Below are 11417 nucleotides of genomic sequence, written 5' to 3'. Positions count from 1 at the left end.
TACAACAAACTACATTGAAATTTAGTCGGATTTAACTGTAGCATATTTTGGGTTCCAGTTAAGATGCGTTTACCCTGTTATTTTGACAGAGATAGCAATCTTTTTGGGAAACGGGCGATCGTGTCGCGTCCTCGCCCGTGCTACGGCTTTTTTTGCGCGAAGCATCGGCAAGACGCCTGTTCCACAAATGAAGAGAAAAGGAAGAGTTTACAAGTGCTGGGAGAATTGCTAGATATGCCTAAAGTTGGTTCCTCTTAAAGAGAGTAACTGCTATGATATATCGATAGCTAGAACAAGCATCAAATATGTCTGTGCTAGAAGCTGCTTGGAAACACGAATTTATCGCTACGAACGGCATTAAACTGCACTGTGTCACTCAAGGTTCTGGCCCGCTGATGCTGATGTTGCACGGATTTCCTGAATTTTGGTATTCTTGGCGGCATCAAATCCCGGAATTTGCATCAGATTATAAAGTTGTCGCTGTGGATCTCAGGGGTTACGCACTCCCCAACAATTGCTGAGAATTTGGTACATCTTTTTGTTTCAGTTGCCAGTTTTGCCGGAGTTTTTAATTCAGTTGGGCGACTATCAGGCAATTTCTGCTGCTTTGGAAGGTATGGCAGTTGACAAAAACACCTTTAGCCCCTCAGATATCGAAGCTTACAAAGATGCTGCTGCCAAACGGGGCGCTCTGACTGCTACTATCAATATATTACCGCAATCTAGCTGGCGGATTTCTCGATCGCCACAATTAGAGGGTTCTGCAAGTTCCGACGCTGATGGTTTGGGGAGAAAATGATGTCGCCCTCGGCAAAGAGTTAACCTATGGAACCGCAGATTACGTGCGAGATTTTCAGATTCATTACATTCCTAATTGCAGCCACTGGGTGCAGCAGGAACAGCCGCAGTTAGTGAATCGGTACATGAGAGACTTTTTGGCAAACAAAGCTGTTTGAATTGATATAGCGCAAAGAAGTTCGGCAACGAGGATTGTACAAGATGTAACGGGTGTAATGGATGTAAAAGCAACAAATAAAGCCTCAACAATTGCTGAGACTTTATTTTCTAATTTGTTGTATGTAAAACAGCTTTAAAATATACACTCAGAAAGCAATTATTAGGGCAACAGCGGCTAGACTGTAGGTAAAAAGTTGCCCTATTTCTGAATAAAACTCAAGCTGATAAATCGCCCTATCCTAAAATATCTTTGATGAAGCCGATAAAGCTTTGTTTAGTCAAAACTTCGATCGCCAGCAAAGAAACAAAGCCAATCATCGCAAAACGTCCGTTAACTTTCTCTGCATACTCGGTAAATCCGGTGCTGACGTTGGCGTCTACATACATCGCGGGCTCGATCGCGAAGTTGTTGAGCAGGCCTTGGTCATCTACGATCAGGTTACGTGAAGTCATGTGTTTTTCCTTGTTTCGTTGCTTTATGTAAATAAATGTAACAAAATGTTAATTTACATTACAGTGACTTGACGCATGAAAGTTAGTGATGCTAGTCACAACGGCTGCCAGTAGGGCTTGGGCGGCCTCGAAACGCACGCCTGGAAACCAGTAGAAACTCTCGCTACGGGGGCATCCTGCCCGATCGCCAAATTAAATCTAAATATATAAGAGCCAACTTGTTTGAGAACGATTATCATTGTATTTATGAGTCAATCAACAATCACCGCCGTAGCGGGCCCGCCCGGAAGCGGAAAAACAACCTGGATTCGACAGCAGCTAGCAGCCGAAACCTCCCCAGCGCTGTATTTATGCCCTGGAACAGGCAATGTGCCGATCGACCAAACCTGCATCGCCGCCGAATTTGGGCAAATCACCACCCTGACAGACGGCCAAGAATCCGAGCTCGCGAAACACCTAGAAAACGGCGTTTCAGCTTATATCGAACTGGGATTTTACCTGCAACTGACAGCAGTAGAAAACCTGCTTCAAAGCTTCCCCAGCCGCCGATTTGCTGTAGTCCCGCCAGAAATCAAAAACACCGAATGGCATCAATGGGCGGATGTAATTGTAGAAGGAATAGCCGTTAGCGGCGAACCAGAAAAACTATCAATTTGGCGCAGCCCCGCCAGCGGACAAGTCCTCGATCCCGCCAGCCTCGATCTGTTTTGGTACCAAGAAATGACTCAAGGAGCCTACGGCAAAATCCACCGAGCCAAAGGCATTTTTGACATAGCCGACGGTCGATCTTTTTACTTCGATTTCTCTGCCGAATTCAAAGAAACCGCCCACGAAGAATTGCCACTTCCCCGCTGGCTCGAAGGCCGCCCCCAAAGATTTAGCGGCATAGAAATAGTCGGCGAAAATCTCGATGAAACAGCATTAGGACAAACCCTAGAAGATTGCTGTCTGTCCGAAACAATTCTGTTGAATTACCAACAACAAGTCAAACAAGCACTTTTATTAGCAGAATAAATAACATGAAAATAGCAGTTATGTCCTGCATTCACGGCAACTATGAAGCCTTAAATGCAGTTTTATCAGACATTGACGAACAACAAGCAGAAAAAATCTTTTGCCTCGGAGATTTAGTCGGCTACGGCCCCCATCCCCACGCCGTCGTAGAAATGATTCGCTCCCTCGACATTCCCACCTGTGTAGGCTGTTGGGACGAAGATATAGTCGAAGGTTTGAACTCCTGCGAATGCAGCTATCCCTCAGTTTTAGCCGAAAAAAGAGGAAAATTAGCCCACGAATGGACTAACGCACAAATTCCCTTAGAAACGCGGGAATATTTAGCCACTTTGCCGCACAGTTTGCGGGAAGACAATATGTGTTTTGTCCACGGTAGCCCTCACAGCAATCATGAATATTTACTGCCGACAATGGATGCTTTTTCTGCCTTAGAGCGGGTATTTTCTGCGAGTGCTGACGTGCTGTTTTGCGGTCACACTCACGTTCCCTACGTTCGTACTTTAGATGCTGGAAAAATGCAGGTTCGGGTAAGCGGGCCGAGTATTGATAGAGAAAAAGATTTAAGTTTTACTGCTCCTTTAAAGCGGATTGTGAATGTTGGTTCCGTGGGAGAACCGCGCCACGGGAGGCCGAATGCTACCTACGCGATTTACGATGTTGACGCTCAACAAGTGATATTGCGAGAAGTCGAATATGACTATCAAGCCACTTGCGCTGCAATTATTGAAAAAGGTTTGCCGCCGATTTTTGCTTGGCGTTTGGCTAGAGGTTTGGAATATGCAGAAAGAGCTGACGATCCGACTCATGTTTGTGAGAGGTAGATAAACAGTTAACTGTTGACAGTTGAGAGTTGACTGTTGACTGTTGACTGTTCAATAAAGAGGTAGATTGTGATTTACCGTTGGGCGGGGGCGGGTTTATAAGATTATTGGTTTTTGGCGATTATTGTTGGTGAACCCGCCCCAACAAGTTTTTGATATTGGTATAAGATATCAGTTCAAAACAACTTCTGTTTATTAAACAGGTAGATTGTGATTTACCGTTGGGTGGGGGCGGGTTTATAAGATTATTGGTTTTTGGCGATTATTGTTGGTGAACCCGCCCCTACAAGTTTTTGACATTGGTGTAAGATATCAGTTCAAAACACGCTCCGAAAAAAAAAATCCAAACTAACCAGGCAAAAACCTCGATTATTACTAACAATTAACAAGTATGAAAAACTGGGCAATACTAAGTGGAGTCGAAGGAAATCTGGCTGCTTATGAAGCTGTAATAGCTGACATCAAGCGCTTGAAAATTCGTGTTGAGGAGTTGTATATATTGGGTGATTTAGTCGGCCCGAATCCCGATTGCGAAAAATTAGTGCAGCGAGTCCGATCGCCCAAACGAGGAGAAATCGAACCTCAAATTTGTATCGGGTGGTGGGAAGAACAGTGTTTCAACTTACACGGAATAGGTTCTAGCCCTGATGCGGCAGAATTGCGACAAAAATACGGCGCAGATACGATTAAGTTGCTCTGGGATTCTGTTAGTCGGAAAACTGTAGAGTGGTTGCGCTCTTTGAATTTTGGTTTTCATGAATTGGATTGTTTGTTGATTCACGGGAGTACGGTTAGCGCGTCTGATGAGCTTACCCCGGAGACTCCGCCGCCTGTGATGCTCGATCGCGTTATCCGCGCTGATGTTAATACTTTGTTTTGCGGGCGATCGGGCTTAGCATTTGAGTATCAACTACAGCCCACCATTATCAATAACTGGGTAATGACTCTGGACTCTCAAGAGCCGCCTGCAACCGTGTCTGCAACAGCGCGAAGGGCTATCGGAGTTGGGAATGTGGGTCGGCTCAGCGGACAAGCAAATTATACTCTCTACGACCCAGACACGGATACGGTCAAGTTCCGAAACGTCTCTTACACCACCCGCAAAGGGTTTCAAGCTTAGCAGTCGGGCATGGCAATGACTGAGAGCTAGTTGACATATATTATCAATTAGCTTAAGCTGTATGTTCTATCCAAAGTAGCGGTGACGCTAAACCTAAATCCTATGACTCTTTTAACCTACACTCCTGCCTTGTACCCTAATCTCAGACAGCAGACTTTCACCTGCCGTCAGTTGATACCCATGCCCTTTAACGGCTTACTGCGAATTGAGCGGGGAATTGTCCGAACCATGACTTGGAGCGAACAGGGAACACCAATAACCCTCGGATATTGGGGAGTTGGAGACGTACTCGGTCATTCGCTGTCAGGCGTTCAACCTTATCAAATTGAGAGCAAAACTCATGTAGAAATTAGTTACATTCCTCAAAATTTGTGCTATCAATCCTTAGATGAAGTTTTCAGACATCTTCAGCAAACTCAAGAATTTTTCTGCATTGTTCGCAGCGAATGTCTGCGCGATCGACTGTTGCAACTATTAGCTTGGTTGGCAAAAAAATTTGGTCGGGAAGTAGCACAAGGAGTTTTGATCGATCTGAGATTGACTCACCAGGAGATTTCTGAGGCGATGGGAATTACGCGGATTACGGTGACGCGCCTGATGTGTCGGCTGGAGGAGGAGGGAATTATCGATCGCACTCGCCCTCAATACATTGTTTTAAATTCCCGTTTGTAACATGGGATTTATCTGGAAAAGGGATGACAGTGAAGTGTTTATGAATCATCAGCTAGCTGAGCAATAATTCTAGGGCTTGCGCTTAAAGCACATCTGAAGTATGATAATGATTATCATAGTCGATATAGTGCGATACAGGCGACCGCACCTAAAGTTTGGCTAGGAAGTGCTATCCACAGGAGCTTTAGGATACTTAGCAGCTTTCTGAACTCACAGCAGGGCCTCTACAATTAATCAATGAGGAACAATGACTAATCTCGCTGTACAAACCCCAGATTTAATTTCCGATTTTCCCAAAAGAGGAATGCCAGTAACCATAATTACCGGCTTTCTCGGCAGCGGCAAAACCACTTTGCTCAATCAAATCCTCAAAAATCGCCAAGATTTAAAAGTAGCAGTTTTAGTTAACGAGTTTGGCGACATCAACATTGATTCGCAGCTTTTAATTTCTACCGAAGATGACATGGTAGAGCTGAGCAACGGCTGTATTTGTTGTACCATCAATGAAGGCTTAGTCGATGCCGTCTACCGAGTTTTAGAACGGGAAGACCGTATCGATTGCATGGTAATTGAAACCACCGGAGTTGCCGATCCCCTGCCGATTATATTGACATTTCTCGGCACGGAATTGCGGGAATTAACCAGTCTAGATTCAGTCCTCACTGTAGTCGATAGCGAAACATTCACCACCGATCATTTTGACAGCGAAGCAGCTTTAAAACAAGTAGCATTTGCAGATATCGTGCTGATGAACAAAACCGATTTAGCTCCTTCAGAAAAAGTAGAAGAATTAGAAGCTTACATTCGCACTGTGAAAGAAGGAGCGAGAATTTTACACTCAGAATATGGTGAAGTTCCTTTACCCTTAATTTTGGGTGTAGGTTTAACCAAAGCAGAACTTTTCGACAGTTTTGAAACAGAGGAAAAACACGAACATCACCATCACGAACACGAACATCACGAACACGAACATCACCATCACCATCACGAACATCACTCCAATCACTTAGATAATGACGGATTTGTTTCGCTATCATTTCAGAGCGATCGACCTTTTGATGTCCACAAATTCCAAGAATTTCTCACCGAAAAAATGCCCTTCGATGTATTTCGCGCTAAAGGCATTCTCTGGTTTAGCGACAGTCCGATGAGACACATATTTCAACTCAGCGGCCCCAGATACGAACTAGATGCTTCGGAATGGTTGACTTCACCTAACAATCAACTCGTAGTTATTGGTCGCAAATTAGATACCGCTCAAATTAGAGAACAACTGAACAGTTGCTTAGTTTAAGATTTCGTCAATCTAAGCATCTAGTAACTAAAAGTCCATACCCACGGTTAAACATTTCACAAACTGCAAGCATGACTTTATCTACTCGTCCCGAACTGACTTCTCCAAATGGTGTAGTGTCATCGATTCCTACTCAATCTCAACCCCCTGTATCAGATGAAGAAATGAGGCAAGCAGTGCGTACATTGCTGGTAGGATTGGGAGAAGACCCAGACCGCGAAGGGTTGCGAGATACACCGAAACGAGTTGTCAAAGCCTTGCAGTTCTTAACTGGAGGTTATCGTCAATCTCTAGACGAACTGCTCAATGGAGCGGTGTTCACAGAAAATGCTAACGAAATGGTATTAGTGCGGGACATTGATATTTTCAGTTCCTGCGAACACCACATCCTGCCAATTATAGGCAAAGCGCACGTTGCTTACATTCCCAACGGAAAAGTAATTGGACTGTCAAAAATTGCTCGAATTTGTGAAATGTACGGGCGCCGATTGCAAGTACAAGAACGCTTAACCGCACAAATTGCGGAGGCACTTCAAGGATTGCTAAAACCTCAAGGTGTAGCAGTTGTTATCGAAGCTACTCATATGTGCATGGTAATGCGGGGAGTGCAAAAACCAGGTTCTTGGACTGCGACTTCAGCAATGCGGGGAGTGTTCGCTGAAGATGCCAGAACTCGTCAAGAATTCATGAGTTTAATCGCGCAGAAATCAAGCTTTCACTAGCTAGAATTGTCTGCCAAAAATTCCGTGTTTGTAGGCTGAACAAAGAAAAGAGAGTCATATTGGATTACCATGTTTCTCTCTTTCCCTTTCCTCCCTCTGCGCCCTCTGCGCCCTCTGCGGTAAAAAATCTTACTTGAGGAAATACAACCCCTGTAAACTGAATATGGATCAAAAATATTTGTGGATAGAAGCTTTAAAATTTAACGATCGAGGTTTGATTCCGGCGATCGCCCAGGACGATCGAGATGGTACCATTTTAATGATGGCGTGGATGAACAAAGATTCTATTAAGCAAACTCTCGCCACAGGAGAAGCACACTATTGGAGCCGATCGCGCTCTGAATTTTGGCACAAAGGCGCGACATCCGGGTACATCCAAAAAGTCAAACAAATATTTTACGATTGCGACGCCGATACTATTGTGCTCAAAATAGAACAGATTGGTGAAATAGCTTGTCACACAGGCGTGAGGAGTTGTTTTTTCAACTCCGTGGCGCTACCGCTGCGCGCAATAATGTAATAATAATGATTATCATTATTGCCCTCTGTTCCTATGTCATCTGCAAATAACGTCGAGTCCGCCGTTCCCACTGAGAACGATCGAAATCCCTCCCTCACAACCATCCGTCCCCGCCGCCTCCGCCGTACACCAGCTTTGCGGCGGATGGTACGGGAAAATCACCTGACAGTTGACGACCTCATCTATCCGATGTTTGTGATGGAAGGGGAAGGGCAAAAAGTTGAGATTGCTTCTATGCCGGGTTGTTATCGCTATTCCTTGGATTTATTGCTAAAAGAAATAGCTGAATGTTGGAATTTGGGGATAGGCGCGATCGCCCTTTTCCCAGTCATATCAGACAGCAAAAAAGATGACGCCGGAACCGAAAGCTACAACCCTGAAGGATTAGTCCAACAAACAGTCAAAGCTATCAAACAAAACATTCCCGAAATAGTAGTAATTACCGACGTAGCTCTCGACCCTTTCACATCACACGGACACGACGGTTTAGTTGATGAAAATGGTAAAATTCTCAACGATCAGACTGTTGAAGTGTTAGTAAAAATGGCAGTTTCTCAAGCCGCTGCCGGTGCGGATATGGTAGCACCTTCCGACATGATGGACGGCAGAATCGGCGCCATTCGCAAAGCCTTAGATGCGGCAGGATACATCGATACAGCAATCTTGGCTTATTCAGCAAAATATGCCTCTGCTTATTACGGCCCGTTTCGAGATGCCCTCGATTCTGCCCCAAAATTTGGAGATAAAAAGACTTATCAAATGGATGCTGCTAATGCACGAGAAGCACTGAAAGAAGTTGCTTTGGATATCGCAGAAGGTGCAGATATTGTGATGGTAAAACCTGCTTTGGCTTATCTGGATATTATCTGCCAAGTGCGCGAAGCAACTAATTTGCCCGTAGCTGCTTATAATGTCAGCGGCGAATACGCAATGATCAAAGCTGCTGCACAGTTGGGTTGGATTGATGAAAAGCGAATTATTTTGGAGAGTTTGACGAGTATCAAACGAGCTGGTGCCGATCTGATTTTGACTTATTTTGCTAAGGAAGTTGCTTTGATGTTGAAATAAGGGAGTTTTTTTACTGCAGATGCACGCAGATTAACGCAGATATTTTTCCTCGTCCCTAGGAAGATCCTGGGAACCAGTTACACGGCAAAGAACTTTTTGTGGCGTTGCTGATTAACGGTATGAACCAAATTTTGTCGGAAGTTACAAAACTCACCATACTTGGCTGATGGCAATTCCGAACTATTCAATTCATCCCTGTATTAAGCAACGCCCTTTTTGCTATAGCCCGTCGGGCGATAGAACTCCCGCTTCACATATCGCAGTCGCCTAAAGACGACTGAACAGCAAAATAAATCTCAACATTTACTCCTCTAACACTAGATATAATCAGTGCTCAAAAAACATCGTCGCATAACCGCAGCGCGCAATTTAGTGATGGTTCACGCTGCGGTTATGCGGTAAATGCGATCGGCTTGAAGCTGATTGCCAGCCCTGTCTGGCGTGACTGCCGACCCTGGTATATAACTCCCTCAAACGCTTGAAATCTCGTAGTTTGTGGGTGAACACTGCCCTCATAGTGTATTGGTGCGATCGATCTACTTTACCTCATCCTACCGACTGGCGATCGGCGAGCAACCTAGTTTATGCTTAATCACCTGTTAAAAGAATAAGCTTGACAGGGCTGGTTAATAGAGTAAAATTTTTTCAAGCCTCAAGCCTGAATTCCAAATCCCTAGACTATTAGAGAGATTTTAATACTTACCTTGACAGCGTTGGAGGTTAAGCACTAAGCTGTGGAGCATTTAAACAACTAACGAGGCTTGTAGGGTGCGTCAGGAGTGAACACTTACGGGACAAGGAAAACACTTCTGTAAGCTCGGCACGCTACTATCGTCTTTTAAATGGCGAACAGCTTATTTCTACAACTAAAAACTGAGAGCGGGATACTTGTCTTTGAAAGTGAATATGATAGAATTCAGGTAACATATATGTTGATTGGTCGAGTGTAACTTTAGTTTGACCTATCTTTTTTTAACACAAGTCGATCAAATATGAGTGCGGTCTGGGTTTCCGGCGGCGTTGTCACCCCGCCAGATATTTAACGCAATTTATAGGGTTAATTGTTATACCCAACGATTTTACTGTGGTTGTTCGAGGTGAATCTTCACTTTTGACTGCTACCCGTGCTATTTTACTTTATGTATTAATTAGTGAAAGGGGTATAATAGTTAATGCTTTTTGATTACAACAGCTAACAAAGTCGCGCGATCGTCGAGTTATATTAGCGATCGGTCTCTTTACTTCTGGCAGAAAACAACCTAAATTAGTAGTTAATAATTACGTGTTATCAAAAACTAGAATTCTAATTTTTTTTCTCTGTTTTTTAATTGCCATCAGCCTAGAGTTGTTCATCGGAACGACAACTTTTACTCAAAACATCGAAACAATTAAAATTGCAGGTACGGCTGCGGGTGTCAGCACTCGCTACATCGGTGCAGTCGAGGGCAATATCAATTTTGACATCAAAGATTTGCAAGATTTGGGAATTAATACCTACCGCATTTACGGCGGGATGTCCCGGTGGGAACCCGAAGACGACGACGGTAAATACGGTTGGCCATCTATTGACGAAATTAAGACAAATCCCAATATAATTAATTGGACACATTGGGATCGGATGATGACTAATCCGCCCCAAGGTAGCGATTATTGGTGGTCGGGACAACCCGGCACGGTTTGGGAAGGCAATGCCAAAACTATTTTTAATACTCTCAAACAAGCAAATATTCGCCCGGTGGTGAGTATTCGGAATGTAGATAATGGCTGGAAGCCGAGTTGGGCGCTGCAACTGAATCCGCCGCGCACAGGAGAAGATTGGAACGAGTGGTGGGAACACGTTTTTGCTACAGTTTATTGGCTGAATGTTCGCAATGATTACCGCGTTGATGATTGGGAAATTCACAACGAACCGGACAATCGCGATCAGGGTTGGGGCGGGACTAGGGCTGACTATTTTGAATTGGTTAAGGTGGCAAAAGATGCGATCGACTTTGTTTATAAAACTTATTTGCCTTCGCGCACTTACCGCATCCACGGCCCGAAAACCATAGGCGGCAGCAATTGGCCGGCTAGTGCTTTGCAGGAAATACCGAATTATTTCGATACAGTCAATGTCCACAACTACGATGCAGATATTTCTAACTACACCCGCAAAGTGCGCGGCTGGATGAACGGTACTGTCCGCGCTAACTCGCAGCTTTGGTTAGGAGAATGGGGAACTTACAACATTAGCTACGGCGATTTATCTTTAGCTTTAAATTTGATTAAGAATTTGATTCGAGGTTCCGAACCGGGGGATAATTATATTGACGGCAGTCACATATTCTGTTTGTACGACTGGGGAAAGCAGGGGCTGGCGGAAGGTTTGCTAGGGGACGGGGGAAAACGGCGCGCAGGCTACTATGCTTTGCGGATGGGAATTAGGGCTTTGCAGGGCGGGAAAGCTACCTTTTTTCCTATCACTAAAAGTTCGGATTTAATGGCAGTTGCAACTGTTGATGCTAGCAAGAATGTTTACTTGCTGGTTGTCAATGACCGAGCAACATCTTACACTGTTAATGCTGATATTTCGGAGCTGATAAAAACTGGTAATGGCACGGTGCGGGAGTTCAGTTCTCAAAGAATGGATGAGGTTGTTGGTAGCTTAATGCTCAAGGGTGGCAAGGCGAGTTTTACACTGGCGGGGAACAGCGCTATTCTCATCAAGTTCGTTAGCGCAGCCCTCGAAGAGGATCGCCAGAATTGAAGCTCAAATCCTCTGGGCCCTAATTTGGAT

General features: G+C 44.5%; 14 protein-coding genes. 13 read left to right on the top strand and 1 reads right to left on the bottom strand.

Going from position 1 to position 11417, the window contains the following annotated elements; genetic code table 11:
• The first annotated feature begins 63 nt into the window (after positions 1-63).
• The 4 genes from QUA50_RS18505 to QUA50_RS18490 are packed head-to-tail and all read left to right on the top strand — an operon-like array spanning position 64 to position 956.
• Positions 64-258: a hypothetical protein gene (locus QUA50_RS18505; RefSeq protein ID WP_333265418.1), complete on the top strand. Its 195-nt coding sequence runs from the start codon at positions 64-66 to the stop codon at positions 256-258.
• A 47-nt stretch (positions 259-305) separates the two neighbouring features.
• Positions 306-521, top strand: a complete 216-nt coding sequence (locus tag QUA50_RS18500; protein WP_333265421.1) for an alpha/beta fold hydrolase — start codon at positions 306-308, stop codon at positions 519-521.
• Complete coding sequence (locus QUA50_RS18495; protein WP_333298781.1) at positions 515-799, top strand: hypothetical protein; 285 nt, start codon at positions 515-517, stop codon at positions 797-799. Before QUA50_RS18500 ends, QUA50_RS18495 begins: the two co-directional genes overlap by 7 nt.
• On the top strand, positions 780-956 hold the full coding sequence (locus tag QUA50_RS18490; protein ID WP_333265425.1) for an alpha/beta hydrolase: 177 nt from the start codon (positions 780-782) through the stop codon (positions 954-956). The genes QUA50_RS18495 and QUA50_RS18490 overlap by 20 nt, the downstream gene beginning before the upstream one ends.
• 235 nt (positions 957-1191) lie before the next feature.
• Here the strand turns inward: QUA50_RS18490 and QUA50_RS18485 are convergent, their stop codons facing one another.
• Positions 1192-1410, bottom strand: a complete 219-nt coding sequence (locus tag QUA50_RS18485; RefSeq protein ID WP_333265427.1) for a chlorophyll a/b-binding protein — start codon at positions 1408-1410, stop codon at positions 1192-1194.
• A gap of 246 nt (positions 1411-1656) precedes the next feature.
• Here QUA50_RS18485 and QUA50_RS18480 point away from each other — a divergent pair, with 246 nt between their 5' ends.
• The 9 genes from QUA50_RS18480 to QUA50_RS18440 all read left to right on the top strand — a co-directional run bounded on the left by QUA50_RS18480 (position 1657) and on the right by QUA50_RS18440 (position 11387).
• A complete protein-coding gene (locus QUA50_RS18480) occupies positions 1657-2424 on the top strand; it encodes a GTP-binding protein (protein ID WP_333265429.1) in 768 nt (255 codons plus the stop codon).
• 5 nt (positions 2425-2429) lie between these two features.
• A complete protein-coding gene (locus QUA50_RS18475; RefSeq protein ID WP_333265431.1) occupies positions 2430-3245 on the top strand; it encodes a metallophosphoesterase family protein in 816 nt (271 codons plus the stop codon).
• Between the two features lie 391 nt (positions 3246-3636).
• The gene (locus QUA50_RS18470) at positions 3637-4365 is read left to right on the top strand and encodes a metallophosphatase (protein WP_333265433.1); all 729 of its coding nucleotides are present in this window, start codon (positions 3637-3639) and stop codon (positions 4363-4365) included.
• 102 nt (positions 4366-4467) lie between these two features.
• A complete protein-coding gene (locus tag QUA50_RS18465) occupies positions 4468-5037 on the top strand; it encodes a Crp/Fnr family transcriptional regulator (protein ID WP_333265435.1) in 570 nt (189 codons plus the stop codon).
• 247 nt (positions 5038-5284) lie between these two features.
• Positions 5285-6331, top strand: a complete 1047-nt coding sequence (locus QUA50_RS18460; protein ID WP_333265437.1) for a GTP-binding protein — start codon at positions 5285-5287, stop codon at positions 6329-6331.
• A gap of 71 nt (positions 6332-6402) precedes the next feature.
• On the top strand, positions 6403-7053 hold the full coding sequence (gene folE / locus QUA50_RS18455) for a GTP cyclohydrolase I FolE (protein WP_333265439.1): 651 nt from the start codon (positions 6403-6405) through the stop codon (positions 7051-7053).
• Between the two features lie 163 nt (positions 7054-7216).
• Positions 7217-7573 carry a phosphoribosyl-AMP cyclohydrolase gene (gene hisI, locus QUA50_RS18450; protein ID WP_333265441.1) on the top strand — a complete coding sequence of 119 codons (357 nt, stop codon included), beginning with the start codon at positions 7217-7219 and terminating at the stop codon, positions 7571-7573.
• Positions 7574-7606: 33 nt separating this feature from the next.
• Positions 7607-8641, top strand: coding sequence for a porphobilinogen synthase (gene hemB / locus QUA50_RS18445; protein ID WP_333265443.1), 1035 nt, complete (start codon positions 7607-7609; stop codon positions 8639-8641).
• Positions 8642-9923: 1282 nt separating this feature from the next.
• Positions 9924-11387 carry a hypothetical protein gene (locus QUA50_RS18440; RefSeq protein ID WP_333265444.1) on the top strand — a complete coding sequence of 488 codons (1464 nt, stop codon included), beginning with the start codon at positions 9924-9926 and terminating at the stop codon, positions 11385-11387.
• The last annotated feature ends 30 nt before the right edge of the window (positions 11388-11417 follow it).

The organism is Microcoleus sp. M2_D5 (genome assembly GCF_036701935.1).
In the GTDB taxonomy this organism is placed as follows: Bacteria; Cyanobacteriota; Cyanobacteriia; order Cyanobacteriales; family Microcoleaceae; genus Microcoleus.
This window is presented reverse-complemented; position numbering and strand designations above follow the sequence as displayed.

Excerpts from the sequence above, each read along its gene's own strand:
- QUA50_RS18505 (WP_333265418.1), top strand. The coding sequence starts at position 64 with ATGCGTTTACCCTGTTATTTTGACAGAGATAGCAATCTTTTTGGGAAA.
- QUA50_RS18500 (WP_333265421.1), top strand. The coding sequence starts at position 306 with ATGTCTGTGCTAGAAGCTGCTTGGAAACACGAATTTATCGCTACGAAC.
- QUA50_RS18490 (WP_333265425.1), top strand. The coding sequence starts at position 780 with ATGGTTTGGGGAGAAAATGATGTCGCCCTCGGCAAAGAGTTAACCTAT.
- QUA50_RS18485 (WP_333265427.1), bottom strand. The coding sequence starts at position 1,410 with ATGACTTCACGTAACCTGATCGTAGATGACCAAGGCCTGCTCAACAAC.
- QUA50_RS18480 (WP_333265429.1), top strand. The coding sequence starts at position 1,657 with ATGAGTCAATCAACAATCACCGCCGTAGCGGGCCCGCCCGGAAGCGGA.
- QUA50_RS18475 (WP_333265431.1), top strand. The coding sequence starts at position 2,430 with ATGAAAATAGCAGTTATGTCCTGCATTCACGGCAACTATGAAGCCTTA.
- QUA50_RS18470 (WP_333265433.1), top strand. The coding sequence starts at position 3,637 with ATGAAAAACTGGGCAATACTAAGTGGAGTCGAAGGAAATCTGGCTGCT.
- QUA50_RS18465 (WP_333265435.1), top strand. The coding sequence starts at position 4,468 with ATGACTCTTTTAACCTACACTCCTGCCTTGTACCCTAATCTCAGACAG.
- QUA50_RS18460 (WP_333265437.1), top strand. The coding sequence starts at position 5,285 with ATGACTAATCTCGCTGTACAAACCCCAGATTTAATTTCCGATTTTCCC.
- folE (WP_333265439.1), top strand. The coding sequence starts at position 6,403 with ATGACTTTATCTACTCGTCCCGAACTGACTTCTCCAAATGGTGTAGTG.
- hisI (WP_333265441.1), top strand. The coding sequence starts at position 7,217 with ATGGATCAAAAATATTTGTGGATAGAAGCTTTAAAATTTAACGATCGA.
- hemB (WP_333265443.1), top strand. The coding sequence starts at position 7,607 with ATGTCATCTGCAAATAACGTCGAGTCCGCCGTTCCCACTGAGAACGAT.